Raw genomic sequence first — 22,930 nt, 5'->3', positions numbered from 1 at the left:
TGGGAAAGGGTACTCACGTTCTCGTGACGTTTGACCGGGTTTATCCCCGCGAGACGTCACGAGAACGGGTGCCTAATCTTGATACATGGACCTTCCCTATGCCGATCAACCGATTCGGGAAGCATCGACGGTCTGTGTGCTCCGTCCGGGCACCCGGGGGTTGGAAGTTCTGATGGTGCGGAGAGCAGCCTCCTCTGCGTTCGTCGGTGGTGCCTACGTGTTTCCGGGAGGTGCCGTCGATGCGGCGGACCGCAGCGAAACGGCGCGTCGGATCTTCGGCGATGGTGCGCTCTCGCCGTGGCTGTCGGCCGGCGTCAGGGAGACTGCAGAGGAGGCCGGCGTGGTCATCCCGGCGGGTCCCGGACAGCCCACCGTCCCGAAAGGTGCCAAAGGATCACGTCTTCTCGGAATGCTCGACGATGACGGCTATGTATTCGACGCGAGACGGTTCGCCTACCTGTCGAACTGGGTGACGCCGAAGGGAGAGCCCCGTCGGTTCGATACCCGGTTCTTCGTGACCGACGCGCCGGCCGGTCTCGAGGCCGTGCCGGACGCGGCGGAAGTGACCGAGGCGGTCTGGGTGACCCCCCGTGACGCCCTCACCTATTCCAGGGAGCGTGGGTGGACCCTCGTTCCCCCGACGGTGGCAACCCTGAGGCTGCTGAGCACTTTCGAGGATCCGGGGGCGGTGCTGGCCTTTGCCCAAGGTCAGGCTGTCGTGCCGCGGATCGAACCTCGCATCGTGGTGCGCGAGGGGTTCTTCCGGCTTCTCATGCCGGGCGACTCCGGATACGAGGAGGCAGGTGAATGAACGTCCGGCGTGTTCTCGCTCCGAATCCCGGCCCCTACACGGGCGAAGGCACCAACACCTACGTGGTCGGCTCTGGGGCCGATGTGCTCGTGATCGATCCCGGCCCTATCGATGGGCAGCATCGTTCGGCGATCCTCGAGGCGCTCGGAGACCGTACACCGGTGATGGTGTTGGTTACCCACACGCACTCCGACCACGCGCCGCTCGCCAACTCGCTTGCGAGGCACTTGGACGTACCGGCCGCGGGCTTCGGACCAGGTCCCGGATTCAAGCCGGACCGTACACTGTCCGATAACGACGTCGTTCCGTTCGGGAGTACCGAGTTGCGTGTCGTGGCCACACCCGGACACAGCGGGGACCATCTGTGTTACCTGGTCGGTGAGGAGCTCTTCACCGGGGATCACATCATGGGCGGATCTTCGGTGTTCGTCGAAGACGTAGGCGCCTACATGACATCGCTACGTAGGTTGCAGGAACTGTCACTGCGCACGTTGTATCCGGGACACGGCCCACCGATGCATGACCCCCAGGTGGTCATTGCAGACTATCTGTCGCATCGTCTGGAGCGAGAGGGCCAGATCCTCGCGGCGGTGCAATCGGGAGCAACATCTGTCGCGGCCATTGTGGAAGACATCTACGCGCAGGTCGACCCGCAGCTCCACGCTCTTGCGGCGGTTGCGGTGCGGGCTCATCTTGCCAAACTCGACGAGGATCGGAGGGTGCGGTTCGATGCCGAGGCGGATGCGGTGAGACCACGATGAGGCACCGACTCCGAATTGCAGCGGCTGTGATCCTCGTCGTGGCGCTCGCGGCACCGGCGCTCGCCGAAGTCAACCAGGAAGATCTCGATAGAGCCGCTCGCCAACTCGACCAATTGAGGCGAGAGGCCGATGTGCTCGCCGTCCAGTACGGGGACGCATGGGCAAAGTCCTCGGAGTTGGAGGATCAGGTCGCATCCTTGGAGCAGATGGTGGCGAGTTCACGAGTCGAAGTGAACCTCGCGACACGCAAGGTCCAGGATCGGGCAGTGCAGATGTACATGAATGCACGCGGATCGGACATGTTCGCGCTGATGGTGTTGGACGGCGGTGTGAGTCCCGAATACGGATACCTCGAGGAGGCTGCATCGGCAGATCAGCGTCTCGTCAATGATCTGGGCATCCTCAAGGGCGTGTACGAACGCCGGCTCTCCGATCTCGAGGTCGCTCGTCAAGACCAGGTCGCGATCACCCAGGACATGCAGGCGCTCGCTGCCGATCTCTCCGAGAAGATCGCCGATGCCCAGAGGACATACGAGGCATTGAAGGCCCGGCGCGCCGAAGAGGAAGCCCGGCGAGCGGCCGAGGAGGCCGCCCGGCAGGCTGAAGCGGCGAGGAGGGCCGCCGAGGAGGCTGCCCGCCGAGCTGCCACGACGACGACAGTTACCACAACGACCACGACGACCGGCGCCACGACGACGACCACGACATCCGGCGTTACGACGACGACCACGACGACCACCACAGTCCCGCCATCCGGTGTCACTCAGGCGTGTCCGATCGACGGTTTCACGGCGTTCAGCGATACGTGGGGTGCCGCCCGCTCGGGAGGCCGGACTCATAAGGGAGTGGACATGATGGCCGAACGATGGACACCCATCGTGGCGATCGAGTCCGGTTCGATCTATCAACTCAAGGAGGGAGGTCTTGGGGGAATCACGATCTGGCTGCACTCGGACTCGGGCGACTCCTATTACTACGCCCACCTTCAGGCCTGGGCGGATGGACTCCGCGTCGGGCAGATCGTCGCGACGGGCGAGCTCATCGGCTATGTCGGTTCCTCCGGAAACGCTCCCGACTGGTTGCCGCACCTCCACTTCGAGTTTCATCCTGATCACGGCGACGCAGTCGACCCGTACCCGTTGGTGAAGGGCCTGTGCGGATAAGAGAAGGTGGATAAGAAAAAGAGGGCCGGCATTGCCGGCCCTCATGCTCCCAGCGCTCGTGCGGTGCGCCTCCCAGCGGTTCAGGCACGTTCTGTCTCAAGTATCGACCATCGATCCTCGCGACCTGGGGTCTGTTGTGACTTCCCTCGCAGTGACTAGTCCTTTGTTTCGCCCCAGCAGGCGTCAGTCTGTGGGGTCTTGGAGTTCCTCGAGAATGCGGGCGATTCGACCGGTGCAGGTTTCATCCCCGGCCGGTGGCAAGGCCTCGGCGAGCCGCATTGCGGCATCGCGAAACGCTTCCGCCGTGGGCGACCCGGGGTGGGCGCGAACGGTCGGTGAACCGGCATCGCCATCGGCGACGACCAGCGGGTCGAGGGGTATCTGCCCGATGAGTGGCACACCGAGGTCATCTGCCAGGCTCTGGCCGCCACCTTGGCCGAACAGGTCATAGGTGGTTCCGTGTTCGCAGGTGAAGCCTGCCATGTTCTCGATCACGCCGAGCAGCGGGAGGAACGACCGCCGGGCCATGTTGGCTGCGCGCGCTGCAACCTTCTGGGCGGCGATCTGTGGGGTTGTGACGACGACGAGCTCCGCCTGGGGGAGCATGCGCGAGAGTGCCATCTGCACGTCCCCCGTGCCCGGTGGAAGGTCGATGATGAGGTAGTCGAGGTCGTCCGACCAGGCGACCTGGTTGAGGAACTGCTCGAGCGCCTTCGAGAGCATGAGCCCTCTCCACATGAGGGCCGTGTCTTCGGCCTCGACGATCAGTCCGGTGGAGACCACCTGAATGCCCGAGACGTCCACCGGAACGATGAGGCGGTCTTCTCCCGCCGAAAGCCGAGTTTGCGTTCCGACGAGTCTCGGAATCGAGAATCCCCAGATGTCGGCATCGAGAAGGCCGACACGGTGGCCGAGATCGGCGAGAGCGAAACTCAGATTGACGCTGATCGAGGACTTCCCGACGCCCCCTTTGCCGCTGCCGACCGCCACCACTCTGGTCAGCGGGCTCACGTGTGTTGGCTGAGCATTGTCGCGGGCTCGCTGCCGGGCAACGGCCATGAGTTGGGCACGCTGCTCGGCGTCCATCGTGCGGGTCTCCACCTTGACGTCCGTCACCCCTTCGAGCGCGGAGACCTTCCTGATCACGTCCTGTTCGATTCGATCGCGTAACGGGCATGTGGCGACGGTCAGGGCAACACCGATGGTGACGGACCCGTCGGGTGCGGTATCGACGGACCGCACCATCCCCAGGTCGACGATGTTACCGCCGAGCTCTGGGTCGAGCACGCCACGCAGCGCGGTCAGAATACGGTCCTCGGTCACGGGGACATCGTAGATACGAGTGTCCACTACATCGATGTTGCCATCTGCCGACATCAGCTAGGGTGTCGCCCATCGAAGGCGGAGGAGCGGTCGGATGCAGTCTCTCGAGAGCGAGTCCACGAGGCGGGCAGTGACCTTGACGGATGCGGCGATTGCGAAGGTGCACGAGCTCGTGCGGGCCGAGGACGATCCTTCCCTCCTGTTGCGTATCGGAGTTCGTCCAGGCGGCTGTTCCGGTTCCTCGTACGAGTTGTACTTCGACACGCAGGTTTCACCAGGAGACATCGTTGAGAACTTTCGCGAGGGTGTGAGGGTCGTGATAGATCCCGAATCGCTCGAGCACGTTCGCGGCTCAACCCTCGACTACGGCAGCGACCCGATGTACACGGGATTCGCGATCGACAACCCAAATGTGGCCGGCGCCTGCGGCTGCAGCAGCAGTACCGACTGAGCCGCCCGTCTCGATCGGCTCGTCGTCGGATCGGGATTCCTTTCGAGATGCATGACGGTGGGTACTCCGTGCCTCCTACCCGGTCTCCGCGCTTTGCCTCTGCGCGGTCGACAGAGATACGGACGTCGGACCGAAGAATCGCGAAATGCGGAGTGCGCCTCCGACGGTTGCCGACTGAACCATGCCTACCATCATCCCGATGAAACGAAAGCTCCTGGTGCCCCTGCTTGCCGGTGCAGGGCTCGTCTATCTGTTCCCTGCAGCGCTGAAGTTCGCGTTTCGGCCGCCGCAGCGTCCGATTCCGCAGACTCCGAAGGATCTCGACCTGCCCGAAGAGGAGGTGTGGCTCGACGGTCCCGGGGGCAAGCGGCTGCACGCATGGTTCATCCGGGCTCAGGGTGTCGCTCCGGCCGTTGTCGTGCTCCACGGATGGGGAGGCAATGCGGGATTGATGCTTCCGTTCGCTCCGCCGCTGCACCGGGCGGGCTTCCACACGCTGTTCATGGATGCACGGAATCACGGTCTGAGCGATCACGACGATCACACATCCATGCCGAGGTTTGCCGAAGACCTCGACGTTGCCGTCGATTGGCTCCTCGCCCGCGACGATGTCAGCTCGGTGGGCGTCGTCGGTCACTCGGTGGGCGCCGGCGCCTCGATCCTTGCTGCTTCTCGGAGGGACGATCTCGGTGCAGTGGTCTCGCTCTCCGCGTTCGCACATCCCGGAGAGCTCATGGGAGCTTCGAAGCCGTTCGATGTGCTACCCCGGCCTCTGGCCAACTTCGCCCTGCATACCACCGAGCGCATCATCGGCTACGACTTCGATGAGATCGCCCCTCGCAACCGCATCGGCCGTGTGCAGGCACCATTGCTTCTCGTGCACGGCGACGCCGACGAGATCGTCCCGATTGCCAACCTGTATGAACTTGCCGAGCGAATGCCGACACGGCGTGTGCTGATCGTCCCGGGTGCGGGTCACAGCGACCTCGCGTCGTTCGGATCTCAGATCGGCGAGGTCATCGGGTTCCTCTCGGAGCACCTTCACTGAGTCTCGTCGATGCCGGCGCGAAACGGTACGAGCGGCATTGACGAGACTGGGGGGAGGTAGCCTTGATCCCACAACGCAACGAGGAGCAGTCATGGCGAAACGAGTACTCGAAACACCCAGTGCACCGGCAGCAATGGGACCATATTCGGTGGCCGTGGAGGCAGGGGGCCTGGTGTTCATCTCCGGACAGGTTGCGATCGATCCGGCGACCGGGGAACGCGCTCCCGACGATGTTGCCGCCCAGACCGGACAGATCATGGCGAATGTCGGTGCGATCCTCGGCGATATCGGTCTCGGGTTCTCCGATGTTGTGAAGACGACGATCTTTCTGGCCAATATGGCCGACTTTCCGATCGTGAACGAGGTGTATGGCAAGCGGTTCGAGGGCGATCCGCCGGCGAGGGCGACCGTGGAAGTCGCTGCGTTGCCCGGCGGTTTTCTCGTCGAGATCGAAGTTGTGGCGAGTCGGTGAAGGAGACGGATGTGAACGAGATTCTCGACACGCTCGGGTTGTCCGAGGTCAACTCGGGTGTCTATGCGAGCGGCTGGAAACAGGCCCACGGCAAGACCATGGAGTCGGTCAACCCGGCAACCGGTGAGGTGATTGCGAAGGTGGTTCGTGCCTCGGCCGAAGACTATGAGGCCGTCATCCAGGATTCCCTTGAGACGTTCAAGCGTTGGCGGATGCTCCCTGCGCCGGAGCGGGGAAGGTATGTGCGCAGGGTCGGCGACGCGCTACGGGAGAAGAAGAGCGCTCTGGGTGCGCTGGTCACCATGGAAATGGGCAAGATCCTCTCCGAAGGCGAGGGAGAGATTCAGGAGATGATCGACATTGCCGACTTCGCGGTTGGCCTCTCCCGCCAGTTGTACGGCGTCACGATGGCGTCGGAGCGGCCGAGACACCGCATGTACGAACAGTGGCATCCGCTCGGACCGATCGGCATCATCTCTTCGTTCAACTTCCCGACCGCCGTGTGGTCGTGGAACGCGCTGATCGCTGCCGTCTGCGGTGACACGAATGTCTGGAAACCTTCCAGTTCGACGCCGCTGGCAGCGATTGCCGTAACGAACATCACCCATTCGGTGATGGAGGGAAGCGGGTTCGAGGGGGTTTTCAACTTGGCGTTCGGTAGTGGAGCCGACGTCGGTGACCTCATGGTCAAGGACGCCCGCGTGCCGCTCGTGTCGGCGACTGGTTCATGCGACATGGGGTACAAGGTGGGTGTCGGCGTCGCCCGGCGTCTGGGGAGGTCGCTGCTCGAGCTTGGTGGCAACAACGCCATGATCGTGATGGACGATGCAGATCTGGGCCTTGTGACGCGTGCCGCCCTGTTCGCTGCGGTCGGCACTGCCGGGCAGCGGTGCACTTCGCTTCGCAGGCTCATCGTGCACGAAACAGTCGTCGACGAAGTTGCCAGGCGCATGGTCGATGCGTACCGCCAGGTTTCGGTCGGTGATCCGCTCGATCCAGGGATCTTGATGGGTCCGCTCGTCAACGAGGCGGCGGTGTTCAACATGCTCACGGCGATCGATCTCGCCAAGCAGCAGGGCGGTGAATTGCTCTGCGGCGGTGATCGGCTCGAAGATCTCGGTGCGAACTTCATCGAGCCAACGATCATGAAGATGCCCAAAGATGCCCCGATCCTTCAAGAGGAGACATTCGCGCCGTTGCTGTACATCATCGCGGTGTCCTCTGTAGAGGAAGCGATCGAGATCCAGAATGGTGTTCGCCAAGGGCTGTCGTCGGCGATTTTCACCGACTCGGTGAGGAACGCGGAGAAGTTCCTCTCTCACGAGGGTTCCGACTGCGGAATCGCCAACGTCAACATCGGAACCTCGGGTGCCGAGATCGGCGGGGCATTCGGCGGTGAGAAGGAGACCGGCGGAGGCAGAGAGGCCGGATCGGACGCGTGGAAGGCCTACATGCGCCGCCAGACCACGACGATCAACTGGAGCGGTGAGATGCCCCTGGCCCAGGGCGTCGAGTTCGGATAAACCTCCCGTTCTCGTGACGGTTGACGGGGATTATTCCCTTGAAGCGTCACGAGAACGAGAGAGTGGGGATGCTTGTATGACTTTCTCGATCGTTGCTCATGACCCGGCAGCCCAGGAGTGGGGTGTGGCCGTCGCGTCGAAGTTCCTGGCCGTCGGATCGGTTGTGCCGTGGGCTCGCGCAGGAGCCGGGGCTGTCGCAACCCAGTCGTACGCGAACGTGACGTACGGGCCGGACGGGCTGCAGGCGATGGAAGCCGGCGAGTCGGCCGAGGCGACGATCCAGAGGTTGACGAACGCCGACGACAAGTGTGAACTTCGTCAGGTCGGCATGGTCGACGCCTTGGGGCAGCCGGCCTCGTTCACGGGCACAGACTGTTTCGACTGGGCGGGAGGCCGTACAGGTGACGGGTACGCCTGCCAGGGCAACATCCTCGCGGGACCCCACGTCGTCGATCGGATGGTGGAGGCGTTCGAGGCAGGAGCCGGCGAGCTCGCAACGCGTCTGCTCGCCGCCCTGGCCGCCGGTGACGCCGCCGGGGGAGATCGGCGGGGCCGCCAGTCGGCTGCGCTGCTCGTCGTGCGCCAAGGCGGCGGATACCTGGCCGGCAGCGACGTGGCCGTCGATCTGCGCGTCGACGACCACACCGATCCCGTGGCCGAGCTGCACCGGCTGATGGAGATCCACCGGCTACTCCTGCCGAGGCCCGAGGATCTCGAGTTCGTCCCGATCCATGCCGAGTTGGCACGTGTGCTGCGAGACGCGCTCTCGGAACGCGGATACGACTGCGGGAGTGGTTCGGGCTACGACATGGGTCTGCGTCAGGCCCTGTTCGCGTGGGTCGGAGCAGAGAACCTCGAGGCCCGATGGTCTGACGGGCCGGAGATCGAGCAGAAGGTGCTGGGGTTACTCTCGAGTCGCTGAGGGTTTCTTTCAGCACGAGGCGCGGGGTCGGCGTAGGGTGGAGCGATGGACGTGTTCTTCGGACGCAGAGAGCACTTCGAAGCGCTGAAGCAAGCCGAACACGTGGCTCGTGACGGTGGTGTTGCGCTGCTCTCGATCCTGGGGGAGGCGGGCAGCGGTCGCACCCGTCTCCTCGATGAATTCGAACGCCGCCTCGCGCAGGACGAGGTTCCTGTTCGGCGAGCGGCCGCTTTCAAGGCGACCGAGATCGAACCCGGCAGTATCGGTGAGGCACTCGGCCTCGGTGGGGAGTTCGAAGGCGCCCTTCTCATCGACGACGCCCAGTGGGCCGATGCGACGTCGCTTGCACTGCTCAGAGCAAGGATGGCGCGAGCCTCCTCGGGGCTGATCATCGTCCTCGCCCATTCGGAGATCTCCGGGTATCGACGGTTTGCCTATGCGAATCTCATGGAAGCCGCGAGCAGATTGGGGCAGTCCTGGGAACTCACCCTCGACCGGCTGGATCTGGGCGACGTGAAGGGATTGTTCGGTGGGAGCGACGCAGACCGGCTTGCCGCACACCTGATCAGCTCATCGAGCGGACTCGCAGGGAATGTAGTGGAGACACTCGAGGCATGGGAGGTGGCCGGCGCCGTCCGGTGGGGGGATGGCACGCTGGTAGCCACCGGGACCCCGATCCCCGCGCAGATCGGGGTCCTGGGACGAGCCGCCCATCTCGAAGGTCCGGAACGAAAGCTTGCAGAGCTGCTGGCTGTCGCTCGCCGGCCCGTTGCGGTCGCCGTCGCAGCGGCGGCCCTCTTCCTCCCCGAGGATGATGTTCTCGATATCGGTGAGCGCCTCGTCGCTGCAGGATTGGCCACGGAATCGGCGGAGGGTTTCCTCCCAGGCAGAGGTCGGCTCGGGGAGTATCTGGGCTCTGTGCGGACAGCCGCACTGTATGGCGCTCTTGCCGATGCCGGCGTTCGTACGGGAATCGCAGAGCGGGATCCCGGTCTCGTCGGCGGCTATTACCTCGATGCTGCCCGGTGGGGAGACGCACTTCCCCTGCTGGCCCGCGCAGGCCTGGAGCGAGCGGATCGGCAGCATCTCGCGGAGGCGTATCCGTTGCTCGATGGTGCGCTTCGTGCATACGAGGCATCCGGCACGGAAGACCCCGAACTGGAGGGAAAACTCCGCCTGGCGCGAGCTACCTGCTACCGGCTTGCCGGTTGGTCGGAACTGGCGGCGGAGGACCTCACGGTGGCCGCAGACCGGTTGTCTGGTGTCGACCGCGTCCACGCGCTCGGCCACGCAGGGCAGGTTGCGGACGACCGGCAGCTTCCCCAAGAGGCCGAGCGTCTGGTGGCGGAAGGGCTTCTGGAAGCCATCCTCGCCGGTGAGTTCGGAATGCTCGGATCTCTTTTGACGCTGCACGCGAGAACCCTCGCCCGACTCGGATTCGCTCAGGAGGCCGATGCAGAACTCGACAAAGGGTTGAAGATTCTCTCTTCCCACGGGACGGCACAGCAGCAGCAGCGAGGGCGCTACAACGAGGCGTGGGTGGCCTTCGACCAAGGGAGAGCGCGCGACGCAGAGATCGGTTTCGCGAGACTCGTCGACGAGGCCAGATGCACCGGTGGACCGGCTTTGATGGCGGACAGGGAAGCGTGGTGGTCTCGAGCACTGTTCATGGCCGGGCGCCCAGACCGGGCTCTCGCTGTGAGGCGCCGGTCGATCCGGCATGCCGACGTAAGTGCCGGCCCCGTCTTCCTGGCGCACATGGCGCTTGCCGAGGGCGCGATTCGTTTCGGTGCATGGGACACGGCACTCGAAGCTGCCGACAAAACGCTGGCATTGGTTCTCCAGCAGCTACCTGCCTGGGAGAACAGCGCCCGATACCTGCGGGCCAGAGCCCTGTTCGGTGTGGGCCGGACGGCAGAGGCGAAAGAAGAGGCGCAGGCGGCACTCGAAAGCTGTCCGAAGGGTGTCGATGGGCGCAGATGGCGTCTGCGGATTCGAGTTGTGCAGCTCGCCATCGGTGTGGCGAGTGGAGACGCATGGAATGCCGATGAAGCGTTCGATCTCACCGACGAATTGCTGCAGTCGGAGTGGTATCTCGCTGCGGCGCGGCTGCTCATCGTTCGATCGAAAGCCGAACGGGACCCGTCTCTGGCAGCCGAGGCGATGGCACTCGCGGATCAACTCGGAGTGGCGGGGGTCGCCGCAGAAGCCGCTGAAGCGGGGCGCTTGTGGAACAAGCCGGGAGCTGCAGCGGTGATCACATCGGTCAAGGCGATGGCAGCGCACATCCCCGAAGAGTGGCGGGAGGCATGGCAGGCGCTTCCGGAGATTGCAGCAGCGCTCGCAGCTCCCGAAGTCGGGGACGAGGCGTACCACGAGGCATCCGAGCGACTCTCGGTGGAGTTGGAGCAGGCACTCCAAGACGCAGGCCTCGGTGTCGAAGGCAGGCTGGTCAGCCCGGCACAACGGCGTGCGAGAGGTTTGAAGCGGCGCAAACGCCCCTTCCGATGGACTTCGATTCGCGTTGCCGCCGCCGTGGTCGCCGTGACGGCGATCGGTCTCGGTGGCGGGTTCCTCGCCAGGGTCGTCAATCCGCCGCCAACGACGACGACGGTCGCCCCTGTCGTGATCGCCCCAACGACCACGACGACGACTCGTCCACCGGAGATTTGGGAGACCGAACTCGGACCTCCGGCCAAGAACACAGTCGTCGGCCAGTGGACGTTCGCGGGCGATCTGGACGATCAGGAACGGCTCGCGCACAATACCGGCGCATCGAGACGGACAGGTGTGCGTTCGGCCGACGGCTACTACTGGAAATACACCGCCGGCGGCAGGATCGAATCGTCGCCCGCCGTGTTCGGCGAGAGCGTGATCTTCGGGAGCGAGGACGGCAGTCTCTACGGCATCGCGATGCCCTCCGGGGTTCCGCCGTTGTGGATCGAGGACTCCGCCGGAGATGGAATCATCGGTCCGCCCACTCTGGCATTCCTGACGAGTATGAGCGGACTCGATCCGACCAGTGGGATGCGGGTCTACTACGGGAGCAAGGACGGTGTGCTTCGGATTCGCAGCGATGCCCGCAAGCGGACTGCGCAGGTATGGCAGTTTCCGACGGAAGGTGTCGTAGACGGAGAGATTGTCAGCGCGCCGCTCGTGCTCGGTGACACCGTCTACTTCGGGACGAATCGGGGTGTCCTGTACGCAGCCGATACGGCAGATCCATTCGACGAGCGCTGGCATGTCGACCTCGCCAGTCCGATCAGGGCGGCGTCTGCCGCGGCCGATGGCATCCTGTACGTTCCCACGGAGGGAGGGATCTTGTGGGCTGTCGATGCGTTGACGGGCGAGGCCAGAAAGTGCTTCGATACCGGAGACACGATCGTTTCTCCGCCGGTGATCGCAGGTGACACGGTGTTCATTCCCGCGCGGGATGCCCAGAATCTGTATGCGGTCCAGGTCGGATCGTGCAACCCGGAAGCCGGCATCCTGCTCAGCATCACGGTTACGTCGCCACCCGCGTACGCGGACGGTGTCCTGTACATCGCCAACGACAATTTCATCCAGGCGTGGGATGCGGTGTCGCGCCGGCAGCTCTGGCAGTTCCCGAGCACAAGCACGGTCTCACCTCTCGAAGGAAGAGTCGGATGGCCGATCGTCGGCGATGGTGTGCTCTACTTCACGACCGACGAGCCGTATCTCTACGCGGTCGATCTCGAGACGCACGAAGAGCTCTGGAGGTACTTGTTGGATGGGCGGGTTGTCAGCCGGCCTGCGATCCTGGACGGTGCAATCATCGTTGGCGATCTGAGCGGCACGATCGTGGCGATCGGCTGTTCGAACCCGCCGGAGTGTCGTTGACCGTTCTTGTGACGCTTGGTGGGGATTATTCCCCTGAAGCGTCACGAGAACGGTCAACCGAACCGGTAGCCGACCGACCGCACCGTGGAGATCCAGCGGGCACGCTGCTCGCCCAGTTTCGCCCGGAGCCGTCGCACGTGGACATCGACGGTGCGTGCCCCGCCAAAGTAGTCATACCCCCACACTCGCGAGAGAAGCTGTTCACGACTCCACACCCTCCCCGGATGCTGGACGAAGAAGCGGAGCAGCTCGTACTCCATGTAGGCCATGTCGAGGGGGACTCCGTCGAGGCGCGCCTGATACGTGGCCGTGTTCATCTCGAGATCCTTGAAGCGCAGCACCTCGGTCTCGTCGGCCCCGTCGGCCAGTCTTCGCAGCCGTAGTCGCAGCTCCACGGGATCCGGCGGGTTGAACATGAAGTCCATGAGGAACCCTGCGGTCTCCAACGTCGCGGCGGCGGCACGATCGGCCACGGCGACCGCCGGCAGTCCCGACCGCTCGTAGATTCGTCGTGCCGAGGCGAGGTGGCCCTCCGGGTCATCACCCAATTCGACGAGGAGCACGCCGGCCTCGTCCCAGTCGTCGCTTGGGTCGTGCGCCGGGCGCCACGTGACGCCCGCGACGAGGAGAGCCTCGGTGAGGCCCTTGGACGGCTTGGGGGGGATGACGGCAATCAGCATCAGAGAATCGGGAGGTACTCCTCGAGCTCGAACTGTGAGACGTGACGTTGGTAGCGGTCCCACTCTTTGCGCTTGTTCTTGAGGAACCAACCGAACATGTGCTCGCCGAGCGCCTCGGCCACCAGCTCGGAGTCCTCCATCAGGTCAAGGGCTTCCGACAGGTTCGACGGGAGTGTCCCTATGTCCGCGGCCGCACGCTCGGCCTTGGTCAGGTCGTATACGTTCCGGGGCATCTCTGGGGAGAGCTCGTATGCGTTCTCGATTCCTGTCAGACCGGCTGCCAGCAACACCGAGAAGGCCATGTACGGGTTGCATGCGGCGTCCGGTGCCCGGTATTCGACACGCGTCGACGCCTGTTTGCCCGCCTTGACCGACGGCACCCTCACCAACGCGGACTGGTTGTTGCGGGCCCACGTCAGGTAGAGGGGGGCGTCGAATCCGGATACGAGGCGCTTGTACGAGTTGACCCATTGGTTGGTCACCCCGGTGATCTCCGGGCCGTGCTTGATGAGCCCGGCGATGAAGCTCTGGGCAACCTTCGAAAGGCCCAGGTCGGATCCGGCCTCGTAGAACGCGTTGCGGTCTCCCTCGAAGAGCGACAGGTGCACGTGCATTCCGTTGCCGTCGTGGTTGGCCAAGGGCTTGGGCATGAACGTCGCGTAGATGCCGTGCTCGATGGCGACCTCCTTGACGGCGAGCCGATACGTCATCACGTTGTCCGCCATCGTGAGCGCGTCGGTGTAGCGCAGGTCGATCTCGTGCTGACTGGGAGCGACCTCGTGGTGCGACGATTCGACGGGGATGCCGAGTTGCTCGAGCGCGTTGATCGTCGTGCGCCGGTACTCCTGGGCCACATCGAGCGGCGTCAGGTCGAAATAGCCGCCCCGGTCGAGCACTTGCGGGTTCGGACCCGAGTCTTTGAAATAGAACCACTCCAATTCGGGTCCGACGAAGAACGTGAATCCCAGGTCGGCCGCCCGACGAAGGTTACGTTTCAAGACCCAGCGTGGGTCGCCATCGAAGGGCTCACCGCTCGGAGTGAGGATATCGCAGAACATCCGTGCGACCTGCTGTTCGGGCCGCCACGGGATGATTTGAAACGTGGAAGGATCGGGCTTGGCAATCATGTCGGCTTCTTGAACGCGCGCGTATCCGTCGATGGCCGACCCGTCGAAGGTCATTCCCTCGGAGAAGGCGACCTCCAGTTCGGCGGGATTGATCGCGACCGACTTCAGGAATCCCTGTACATCCGTGAACCACAGGCGGATGAAACGGATCCCTCGTTCCTCGACGGTTCGGAGCACGTATTCGGCTTGTCTCTCCATTGGGGCTCCTTTCTCTACAGAAGGTAGCGGAGCCGGGGCCGGGCATCGACTCGAAACGAGAGATGAAACACGGCGTTCACATTCCGGCAACTGACGCGAAACGCTCCTCGGGTATAAACCACATGTCTTCCAGGAGGAGCATTCTTGTCGTACGCGCCCAGCGAGTTGATCCGATACATCGAAGAAGAAGGATTCGAGTTCGTCGACCTTCGTTTCTGTGACCTGCCAGGCCAGGTGCAGCACTTCACGATTCCGGCCGGGACGTTGACCGAAGCCGGCTTCGAAGAGGGATTCGGGTTCGACGGGTCCTCGATCCGCGGTTTTCGGGAGATCCAGGAATCGGACATGTTGCTGCTTCCCGATGCTTCGACGGCGACGCCCGATCCGTTCATGGCGCACAAGACGCTGTTGATCTACTGCTTCGTGCATGATCCGACCACCGGTGAGCCGTACGATCGCGACCCTCGCTATATCGCCAAGAAGGCCGAGGCCTATCTGCAGGGTACGGGGATCGCCGAGACGTCTTACTGGGGTCCGGAAGCCGAGTTCTACATCTTCGACTCCGTCCGGTTCGATCAGAATCAGCATTCCGCGTTCTACGAGGTCAACTCGGTGGAGGGGGCCTGGAACAGCGGGGCAGATGAAGCAGGTGGCAACCTCGGCTACAAACCCGGCTACAAGGAGGGTTACTTCCCGGTGCCGCCGACGGATCATTTCCAGGATCTCCGTTCGGAGATGACCGCCCTGCTCGAAGACGCCGGCATCGAGGTCGAGGTCCATCACCACGAGGTCGGCACCGCCGGCCAGGCCGAGATCGATATCCGCTACGAGACGCTTCTGAAGCAGGCGGACCACGTGACGCTGTTCAAGTACCTCGTCAAGAACACTGCATGGAGAGCAGGCAAGACGGTGACGTTCATGCCGAAACCGATCTTCGAGGACAACGGTTCCGGGATGCACACCCACCAGTCGCTGTGGACCGACGGCAAGCCGCTGTTCTACGACGAAAGCGGTTACGCAGGCCTGTCCGACATGGCTCGCTGGTACATCGGAGGCCTCTTGAAGCATGCGGACGCCGTGCTCGCGTTTGCCGCACCGACAACGAACTCCTACCGGCGACTCGTGCCCGGTTTTGAAGCACCGGTGAACCTGGTGTACAGCCAGAGGAACCGGTCGGCGGCCGTGCGCATCCCGTTGTATTCACAGAAGCCGGCTGCGAAGCGCCTGGAGTTTCGCTGTCCAGATCCGTCGGCGAACCCGTACCTGGCCTTCTCGGCGATGCTCATGGCCGGTCTCGACGGGATTCAGAATCGGATCGAACCGCCACCGCCCGTCGACAAGGACATCTACGACCTGCCGCCGGAGGAACTGTCGAACCTGCCGTCGGTGCCGGGGAGCCTCGAGGAGGCGCTCGACGCGCTGGAAGCCGACCACGACTTCCTGCTCAAAGGTGAGGTGTTCACCCAGGATCTCATCGATACGTGGATCGCCTACAAGCGCTCCAGCGAGGTCGATGTGATGCGTTTGCGGCCGCACCCGTACGAGTTCCACCTCTACTACGACATCTGAGAGTCTCGGGAGTTTCCCCCTCGGTGGGCGGAGCGACCATATCTCTCCCCAGGGAGCGCAGCGACCACTTCTTTCCCCAACGGTCGCTCCGCTTCCCGGGGGGGAGTACCACGAAGCCGGAACGGGTACCACTGTGAGCCGGCAGGAGGGTGTTGCTTGCTCAACGTCCCGTCAGGAGGGAACCTGTCCCCTTCTTTCTTGGCTGCCACGGCGCTTTCGCTCTCATGACACGGAGCCGGTGCCGGGACCGCTCTAACCCGTTGGGGTCGCCGCCGCAGCGAGGCTGTCATAGACGGCATTGAACTCGGCGACCGCCGTGTTGAACTCCTCGATCGCAGCTGCGCGTTTTTGACCCGTGTCCGAGGACTGGAGTCCGTCGAGGGCCGCGATGGTGGCCTTCAGGATCTTGGCAGCGGCAGTCGAGAGGTCGGCGTGCAAGCTCGCGAGATCCGAATAGCCGGCAGGAAGGGTCGTCGCCGCGATGCTGTCGGAGAAGACGGTGGCTTCATCGACAGCTTTCTGGAAGGCGGCCTTGGTCTCCGAATACGTGGCACCGGTATCGGCCTTGTGGTCCCAGCGATCGTTTGCTGCCAGGAGGTCGGTCGAGAGCGCGTCCAGATCGGCTTTCTTCTCCGCCATCTTGTCGAGGTAGGCCTGCACGTCGTCGGGGATCGTCGTGCTCGTGGTGGAGCTGCCGGGTCCTGCCTCCGTTGTCGAGGTCGTCGTCCGCGCGGAGGTCGTCGTCGTCGTGCCCACAGGCTGGGGTGAGGGAAGGCTGCTGACGAAGAAGTATGTGAAACCAACCATGCCGATGATGATCAGAGGAAGGATCCAGCGTCCAGGCTTCGGGTCGGGGTTGCTCATCGCGGTCCAACGTTAGCGGACCGGAAGCAAGTTCTGGAAGCAAACCCCTTGTTTGAGTCTCCGCGGCGGCGTACGTTCGCCTTACCCCCGGACGAAGGAGACGCTGTGGATCTACATATCGACGAGGACGACACACTCGACGAGCAACTCGAGAGTATCCCGTGGTCTGAACTCGTGACCCAACAACGTCCGTTCCCGCGATGGGTCGCCTATGTGGCCGCCGGCGTGCTTGCCATGGCCGCGCTGGGCGTGGTCGTGGCCCGGGCACTTCCCGGTGGACCACCGGCATCTTCCGAAGCTGTCCCGAGCGTGATATCGACGACATCACCTGTTGTGTCGACCGTCGTTCCGACCGTCGTGTCGACCACGGCACCGCTGTATTCGGAGGCCGACCTGATGGCACTGGTACCCGGATCTCAGGAGCAGCTCGCGGCAGTTCGGGCGGAGTGGTTCGTGCGGGACTACTTCGGGAGTGGTGGCCGTCCGGGTGAGGCACTCGGTGTTGTGGCGGCGCTTCCCGACGGAGCCGAGATACCCACGGGCGGGGGAACCGGGGTGTCGTATGTCGAGTGGGCGCGCAGTGCCGAGATCAGGACCGTTGGTCCGGATCTCTTCAGGGCAACGGTGGTGTTTGGGATGCTTGCCGGGCCTGACACGCAGTCGCTGACCAGACTGCCGGTGCGTGCGGTCGGTGTGGTGATCGAAGTGACGGACGGTAAGGCATCGGTAGTGGATCTGCCATCTCCCGCCGTTGTGCCGGCCGATGCCGGGGTTGCTCTGTGGCCAGAGGGGGAGGAAGATCCCCCAAGATCTTTGCTGGCGGTGGTCGAGGATGAGGCCGACGGCTGGGGGAGTGATCCGAAGGTGATCTCCGCGGTCCGAGCGGCGGGCGGCTGGCGCATCGTCGTGACGGTTGCCGACGCGGCAGGGAACCGCTGGCCGCTCTCACTGTGGGTGGACGGCTCGACCGTGCTCGATGCTCCGCCGTGGGACGTGGACGGGTGATGCATCTGATGCGATGACGTGCAACATCATGTGTGTCATGCCCTGAACGACGATCGATCTCGACAGCTCCCTGCCGGCAGAAATGAAGAAGCGGCGGGCCGCGGAAGGCAAGACCCTCAGCAGGCTCGTGTCCGAACTGTCGGTGCGAGCGATCTTCGGACCCGAGGCCGATCCATCCGAATTGTCGTGGACGAGTCAAGACATGGGCGCCCGGTTCGATCTCGAGGACAAGGACCGGCTCTATCAGGCGTTCGAAGAGACGTGAGCCTGACCGTCGACACCAACCTGCTTGTCTGCGCATCGGACACGGGGAGTGCATTGCATGGTCGTGCCAGAGAGCTGCCGGCGGATCTCGCCAAAGGCACCGATCTGGTCTATCTGTTCTGGCCGGTGACGACGGAGTACCTTCGGATCACCACACATCCGGCCGTGTTCGTCAATCCGCTCGCACCCGCAGCCGCCAGGGAGAACATCGGTAGCCTCATCGACCGACCGCATGTCCGCATGCCGGGTGAAGGACGAAGATTCTGGGGTGTGTACCGCGACGTGACAGACCGCATACCCGTGCGGGGCAACCTGGTGTCCGACGCCCACCTCGTGACTCTGATGCGAGAACATGGTGTGAGGACGATCTGGACCCGCGATCGGGACTTCCGCACGTTCGACGGCATCGAGGCAGTCGACCCGTTCGAATGACGGCCCCCGGCTGCGTGTCCTACGATGCTGCCATGGATCTTCCTACCGCGTCGCTGCGTCTTGTTCACTGGGCTGCCGGGGAGGGGCTCGATGTCGATGTTCGCGTGTTTCCCGAAGGTACCAAGACGGCCGGCGACGCTGCGAGAGCGGTCGGTTGTGACGTCGCCGCGATCGTGAAGTCACTCGTGTTCATGGTAGATGATGAGCCCGTGGTGGCGTTGGTTCCCGGCGATCGGCGGCTCGATCTCGAGAAGTTGGCGGAAGCGGCCGGCGGGAGCGGAAGCCGCCGGGCATCGCTCGACGAGGTCCGTGCCGCCACCGGCTACGCGGCCGGCGGTACCCCGCCGTTCGGCCACGGTTGTCGGGTCTTTGCCGACCCGGAACTGAACCGGCATGACCCCGTGTGGGCGGCCGCAGGGACGCCAACGACGGTGTTCCCGATCTCGATCGCCGAGTTGGCCAGGGTGGCGCATGCCACGTGGGCACCCATCAGCGGTTGATTGGCAGCCGCCGAGGCAACCATGTCGATCTGACCTGCGGCCCTACGCCCCGAAATGCCCCTCTAGGATTTGCCGTGCCTGTTCGGCGAGAGCGGCCCAGTCCGCATCAGGAGCCTTTGTCAGTGTCACGAAATCGGCGGTCATGAACACACTCGTCACGCCCGGAAGTGAGAGGAGCCTCTCCGCCATCGGGTCGTCGACCGTGCGTCCGGCGACAAACGTCTTCGGTCCTCCGACATCGCATCCGACGCCGAACTTGAGAGCGTTGGGATTCGGCGTTCCTTCGATAGTGATAGCCATGTACCGATGGTAGCCAACGCGCTGGGAGTCGATGTCGGGGGCACGTTCACCGACTTCGCCGCATGGGATGGGACCCGTCTGGTCGCGGGCAAGACTTCCACGACCGCCGATCAGAGCGACGGGGTCATCGACGGTTCCCGTCGAATCATTCACGGCCCCGCCGACATCCTGCTCCATGGAACCACGATCGCCACGAACGCCCTCCTGGAACGCAAGGGAGCCAGGACGGCGCTCGTCACGTCCGCCGGCTTCACCGATGTGATCGAGATCGGGCGACAGGACCGTCCCTCGCTGTACGACGCGTTCAAGGACCGGCCGGAGCCGCTCGTGCCCCGGTCGTTGCGCCTGCCGGACGGCGGCGACCTGGCCGCGCTCGCCGACGTCGAGGCGATCGCGGTGGCGCTGCTGTGGTCGTTCCGGCATCCCGGTGAGGAAGAGCAGATCCTCGAGAAGATACGGTCGATCGCTCCAGACGTCCCCGTGTCGCTGTCGAGCAGAGTCGCTCCCGAGTTTCGAGAATTCGAGCGGACCTCGACGACCGTCCTGAACGCGTACCTCTCGCCGGTCGTCGGACGTTACCTGCAGCACCTCGAAACCAAGGCACGCCAGGCTGGGCTCCCCGACGACATCCTCGTCATGCGCTCCTCCGGCGGCCTGATGGACCTGGCCGCCGCCATCGAGCTTCCCGCGGCCGTGCTGCTGTCCGGTCCCGCGGGCGGCGTGGTCGCGTCGGCGGAACTCGGCAAGGCGCTCGGCCACGATACGTTGATCTCCTTCGACATGGGCGGTACCTCGACCGACGTGTGCCGTGTCGAGCATGGACGCCCGGAATCCGCCTACCGGCGCAGCATCGAAGGCTATCCGTGCCTGCTGCCGTCCGTCGCCGTGCACACCGTGGGGGCGGGTGGCGGATCGGTCGCCTGGGTCGACTCCGGCGGTGCGCTGCGGGTCGGACCTCGTTCGGCAGGCGCCGTGCCCGGCCCCGCCTCGTACGGGCGTGGTGGTACCGAGGCGACCGTCAGCGACGCGGACCTGATGATCGGCCGTCTCGCGAAGCACCTGGCCGGTGGCATGGCCCTCCGGCACGACCTTGCAGAGGGCGCCGTGCAGCGGACGGCAAGACTTCTGGATCTGAGCAGTGAGGCGACGGCACTCGGGATCGTCGAAGTCGTCGAGGCACACATGGAACGCGCCGTACGCGCCGTCAGCGTCGAAGAAGGGGCCGATCCGAGAAGCTCGGTGCTCGTCGCCTTCGGTGGCGCCGGCGGCATGCATGCCACCGCGTTGGCCCGGCGTCTCGACATGGCGGGCGTCGTCGTGCCCCCTCATGCGGGGGTGTTCAGCGCGCTCGGCCTACTGCTCAGCCCTCCGCGGGTCGATCTTTCGCTGAGCCTCGGACCCGAGGCGGTGGTCGACGAGGCCGTCGGACATCTTCGTGCAGACGCGGCACATCATCTTGTCTCCGAGACGGGCGCTTTCCTGGTGGAGGTTCGCACCTCCGTCGACGTTCGCTACCGGGGCCAATCCCATGAGACGACGGTCCCGTACCGGCCCGGTGAGGGAACGGAGGTGCTGGAGGCCCGCTTTCACGATGCCCACCGGGCTCGGAACGGATTCGCCAGGGTCGGAGACCCCGTCGAAGTGGTCACCGTCCGGGCCGCCGCGTTGGGGACACCGGCCCTGCGGTGGAGCGATCTCGACGATGCCGTCCCCGAAGGTGAGGCGGCGCGAGGGACACGTGAGGTGCTCACCTCGGACGGCGCGGTCGACGCCGACGTGTGGTGGCGACCCGGACTCGCGCCAGGGACGACCGTCGAAGGCCCCGCCGTGATCGAAGAGCCGGACGCGACCGTGTTCCTCGGCATCGGCGAGCGGGCCACGGTGCATCCCTGCGGGGCACTGGAGGTGGAGTGGTGACCGTCGATCCGATCACGCTCGAAGTCGCCCGGAACCAGCTCGCCGCGATCGCCGACGAGATGGGATTGGTGCTTCGGCGCACGGCGTACTCGCCGAACATCAAGGAACGAGCAGACTGCTCGGCGGCCGTATTCGTCCCGTCCGGAGAGATGCTCGCCCAGGCGGAACACATTCCCGTTCACCTCGGTTCCATGCCCGCCTCCGTCGCTGCGGTCCTGGACCGTCTCGGTGCCGAACCGGGCGTGCAGTACGCGGTGAACGACCCGTATCACGGTGGTACCCATCTCAACGATCTCACTCTCGTCCGGCCCGTGTTCGCGTCCGGGATCCTCATCGGCTGGGTCGCCAACCGCGCACATCACGCCGACGTCGGTGGGGAGGCCCCCGGTTCGATGCCGGCGCATGCGACGACGATCGATCAGGAGGGCCATGTCGTCGTCCCCACCCCGGCGGTTCGAGATGGCGTGTGGATCGACGAGTTCCTCGATCCGTTCCTGGCCGCGACCCGCACACGGTCCGAACGCCTCGGTGACCTGTCCGCACAGCTCGGCGCCAACGAGGTCGGGGCGGCACGCGTCGCCTCACTCGCCGAAGCCGAAGGCCTGGAGTGGTTCACGGCCGTCACCGGAGCGCTGCTCGCGTACGGGGAACGCAGGATGCGCGCCGCACTCGGTGCGCTGCCCGACGGCGAATACCGGTTCACCGACGTGATGGAGTGGGGCGACGAGGACTTGCCGATCTCGGTTGCCGTGCGTATCGAAGGGGAAGACCTCGTCGCCGATTTCGGCGGCACGACCGGCCAGGTCGCAGGCAACATCAACGCCGTCGAGGCGGTCACCCGTTCGTGTCTCTACTACGCGGTGCGAGTGGCGACCGATCCTTCGATCCCTGCCAACGGCGGCTGCTACCGGCCTCTCGAGCTGCTGGCTCCGCCGGGAACGCTCGTGAACGCCGAACCACCCGCCGCGGTGGCCGCCGGCAACGTCGAGACCAGCCAGCGGATCGCCGACGTGCTCCTTGGTGCTCTCGCCCAGGCGGCCCCCGACCGTGTGCCTGCCGCATCACAGGGAACGATGAACAACATCCTCGCCGGCAACGACGACTTCGCCTACTACGAGACGGTCGGTGGTGGACAGGGCGGCCGTCCAGGCAGGCCGGGCATGTCCGGGGTCCACACCGGGATGACCAACACGAAGAACACTCCGATCGAAGCGCTGCAGGTTGCCTATCCGCTGCGGGTCATCACCACCCGGCTGCGTCACGGCAGCGGAGGAGCAGGCCGCTTCTCCGGCGGGGAGGGTATCGAACGAGAGATCGAGTTCCTCGCCGACGCGACCGTGTCGTTGATGGGGGAGCGGCGAAGGGTGCCGCCGTGGGGACTCGCCGGCGGCGGGCCTGGCGCGGTCGGTGAGGACTGGCTGATCCGGCCGGGATCGGCGCCCGAACGGCTCCCAGGAAAGGTCACGTTCGAAGTGCGGGCAGGGGACCGGCTTCGAGTGTTGACGCCCGGTGGTGGCGGCTGGGGGAAAGCGTAGAGCTACACCTCGGCGGGGAGGCCCCATCTTCAGCGCGTCCTGTGGAAATCGGTCGTTGCAGGCCTGCACGGTGAGCATCCCTCCGGCGGACGCGGGCAGCGGGTTTCCGATCACATCCACCTGGCGGCCGAAACGCTCGGCAAGGTCGTGATCCCATACTCCTTCGCGACAGCCGCGTGGGGCAGCCTCCATCCGAGCTGCGGC

At 64.6% G+C, this 22,930-nt stretch carries 21 protein-coding genes; 16 read left to right on the top strand and 5 right to left on the bottom strand.

The features are described 5' to 3' along the window. Positions 1-85 precede the first annotated feature (85 nt). Genes GXP34_15090 through GXP34_15080 form a run of 3 tightly spaced genes read left to right on the top strand, consistent with a single transcriptional unit; the run spans position 86 to position 2,735 of the window. Complete coding sequence (locus GXP34_15090) at positions 86-811, top strand: NUDIX hydrolase (GenBank protein ID NOY57289.1); 726 nt, start codon at positions 86-88, stop codon at positions 809-811. Next, the gene (locus tag GXP34_15085) at positions 808-1,572 is read left to right on the top strand and encodes an MBL fold metallo-hydrolase (GenBank protein ID NOY57288.1); all 765 of its coding nucleotides are present in this window, start codon (positions 808-810) and stop codon (positions 1,570-1,572) included. The genes GXP34_15090 and GXP34_15085 overlap by 4 nt, the downstream gene beginning before the upstream one ends. Next, positions 1,569-2,735, top strand: coding sequence for a M23 family metallopeptidase (locus GXP34_15080; protein NOY57287.1), 1,167 nt, complete (start codon positions 1,569-1,571; stop codon positions 2,733-2,735). Before GXP34_15085 ends, GXP34_15080 begins: the two co-directional genes overlap by 4 nt. A gap of 183 nt (positions 2,736-2,918) precedes the next feature. On the opposite strand, the gene GXP34_15075 is transcribed toward GXP34_15080, so the two are convergent. Beyond that, positions 2,919-4,112: an Mrp/NBP35 family ATP-binding protein gene (locus GXP34_15075; GenBank protein ID NOY57286.1), complete on the bottom strand. Its 1,194-nt coding sequence runs from the start codon at positions 4,110-4,112 to the stop codon at positions 2,919-2,921. Positions 4,113-4,152: 40 nt separating this feature from the next. On the opposite strand from GXP34_15075, the gene GXP34_15070 reads away from it, so the two are divergent. From GXP34_15070 to GXP34_15045, 6 genes are all read left to right on the top strand, one after another. Further along, a complete protein-coding gene (locus GXP34_15070) occupies positions 4,153-4,509 on the top strand; it encodes an iron-sulfur cluster assembly accessory protein (GenBank protein ID NOY57285.1) in 357 nt (118 codons plus the stop codon). A gap of 199 nt (positions 4,510-4,708) precedes the next feature. Further along, positions 4,709-5,557, top strand: a complete 849-nt coding sequence (locus tag GXP34_15065; GenBank protein NOY57284.1) for an alpha/beta fold hydrolase — start codon at positions 4,709-4,711, stop codon at positions 5,555-5,557. 91 nt (positions 5,558-5,648) lie between these two features. Next, positions 5,649-6,029, top strand: a complete 381-nt coding sequence (locus tag GXP34_15060) for a reactive intermediate/imine deaminase (protein NOY57283.1) — start codon at positions 5,649-5,651, stop codon at positions 6,027-6,029. Positions 6,030-6,040: 11 nt separating this feature from the next. Next, the gene (locus GXP34_15055) at positions 6,041-7,552 is read left to right on the top strand and encodes an aldehyde dehydrogenase family protein (GenBank protein ID NOY57282.1); all 1,512 of its coding nucleotides are present in this window, start codon (positions 6,041-6,043) and stop codon (positions 7,550-7,552) included. A gap of 76 nt (positions 7,553-7,628) precedes the next feature. Then, the gene (locus tag GXP34_15050; GenBank protein NOY57281.1) at positions 7,629-8,474 is read left to right on the top strand and encodes a DUF1028 domain-containing protein; all 846 of its coding nucleotides are present in this window, start codon (positions 7,629-7,631) and stop codon (positions 8,472-8,474) included. Positions 8,475-8,519: 45 nt separating this feature from the next. Then, positions 8,520-12,335 carry a PQQ-binding-like beta-propeller repeat protein gene (locus GXP34_15045; GenBank protein ID NOY57280.1) on the top strand — a complete coding sequence of 1,272 codons (3,816 nt, stop codon included), beginning with the start codon at positions 8,520-8,522 and terminating at the stop codon, positions 12,333-12,335. A gap of 53 nt (positions 12,336-12,388) precedes the next feature. Here the strand turns inward: GXP34_15045 and GXP34_15040 are convergent, their stop codons facing one another. Both GXP34_15040 and GXP34_15035 read right to left on the bottom strand, forming a co-directional pair. Then, positions 12,389-13,015 carry a response regulator transcription factor gene (locus GXP34_15040; protein NOY57279.1) on the bottom strand — a complete coding sequence of 209 codons (627 nt, stop codon included), beginning with the start codon at positions 13,013-13,015 and terminating at the stop codon, positions 12,389-12,391. After that, a complete protein-coding gene (locus tag GXP34_15035) occupies positions 13,015-14,340 on the bottom strand; it encodes a glutamine synthetase (GenBank protein NOY57278.1) in 1,326 nt (441 codons plus the stop codon). The genes GXP34_15040 and GXP34_15035 overlap by 1 nt, the downstream gene beginning before the upstream one ends. A gap of 144 nt (positions 14,341-14,484) precedes the next feature. On the opposite strand from GXP34_15035, the gene glnA reads away from it, so the two are divergent. Beyond that, on the top strand, positions 14,485-15,909 hold the full coding sequence (gene glnA / locus GXP34_15030) for a type I glutamate--ammonia ligase (protein ID NOY57277.1): 1,425 nt from the start codon (positions 14,485-14,487) through the stop codon (positions 15,907-15,909). Positions 15,910-16,161: 252 nt separating this feature from the next. On the opposite strand, the gene GXP34_15025 is transcribed toward glnA, so the two are convergent. Next, positions 16,162-16,773 (bottom strand): hypothetical protein, encoded by a 612-nt coding sequence (locus GXP34_15025; protein NOY57276.1) that lies wholly within the window; start codon positions 16,771-16,773, stop codon positions 16,162-16,164. Between the two features lie 105 nt (positions 16,774-16,878). Here GXP34_15025 and GXP34_15020 point away from each other — a divergent pair, with 105 nt between their 5' ends. The 4 genes from GXP34_15020 (at position 16,879) to GXP34_15005 (ending at position 18,974) form a co-directional block, all read left to right on the top strand. Continuing rightward, the gene (locus GXP34_15020; protein ID NOY57275.1) at positions 16,879-17,778 is read left to right on the top strand and encodes a hypothetical protein; all 900 of its coding nucleotides are present in this window, start codon (positions 16,879-16,881) and stop codon (positions 17,776-17,778) included. An 82-nt stretch (positions 17,779-17,860) separates the two neighbouring features. Beyond that, positions 17,861-18,043 (top strand): hypothetical protein, encoded by a 183-nt coding sequence (locus GXP34_15015; GenBank protein ID NOY57274.1) that lies wholly within the window; start codon positions 17,861-17,863, stop codon positions 18,041-18,043. Further along, positions 18,040-18,474, top strand: a complete 435-nt coding sequence (locus tag GXP34_15010) for a type II toxin-antitoxin system VapC family toxin (protein ID NOY57273.1) — start codon at positions 18,040-18,042, stop codon at positions 18,472-18,474. Before GXP34_15015 ends, GXP34_15010 begins: the two co-directional genes overlap by 4 nt. A 32-nt stretch (positions 18,475-18,506) precedes the next feature. Then, positions 18,507-18,974, top strand: coding sequence for a YbaK/EbsC family protein (locus GXP34_15005; GenBank protein NOY57272.1), 468 nt, complete (start codon positions 18,507-18,509; stop codon positions 18,972-18,974). Between the two features lie 42 nt (positions 18,975-19,016). Here GXP34_15005 and GXP34_15000 read toward each other — a convergent pair whose 3' ends face one another. Continuing rightward, positions 19,017-19,274 (bottom strand): hypothetical protein, encoded by a 258-nt coding sequence (locus GXP34_15000; protein NOY57271.1) that lies wholly within the window; start codon positions 19,272-19,274, stop codon positions 19,017-19,019. 6 nt (positions 19,275-19,280) lie between these two features. Between GXP34_15000 and GXP34_14995 the strand changes: the two genes are divergently transcribed. Together GXP34_14995 and GXP34_14990 are read left to right on the top strand one after the other, a co-directional pair. Beyond that, complete coding sequence (locus GXP34_14995) at positions 19,281-21,191, top strand: hydantoinase/oxoprolinase family protein (protein NOY57270.1); 1,911 nt, start codon at positions 19,281-19,283, stop codon at positions 21,189-21,191. After that, the gene (locus tag GXP34_14990) at positions 21,185-22,726 is read left to right on the top strand and encodes a hydantoinase B/oxoprolinase family protein (GenBank protein NOY57269.1); all 1,542 of its coding nucleotides are present in this window, start codon (positions 21,185-21,187) and stop codon (positions 22,724-22,726) included. The genes GXP34_14995 and GXP34_14990 overlap by 7 nt, the downstream gene beginning before the upstream one ends. Positions 22,727-22,930 lie beyond the last annotated feature (204 nt).

The organism is Actinomycetota bacterium (genome assembly GCA_013152275.1).
Lineage (GTDB): Bacteria > Actinomycetota > Acidimicrobiia > Spongiisociales > UBA4744 > BMS3Bbin01.
This window is presented reverse-complemented; position numbering and strand designations above follow the sequence as displayed.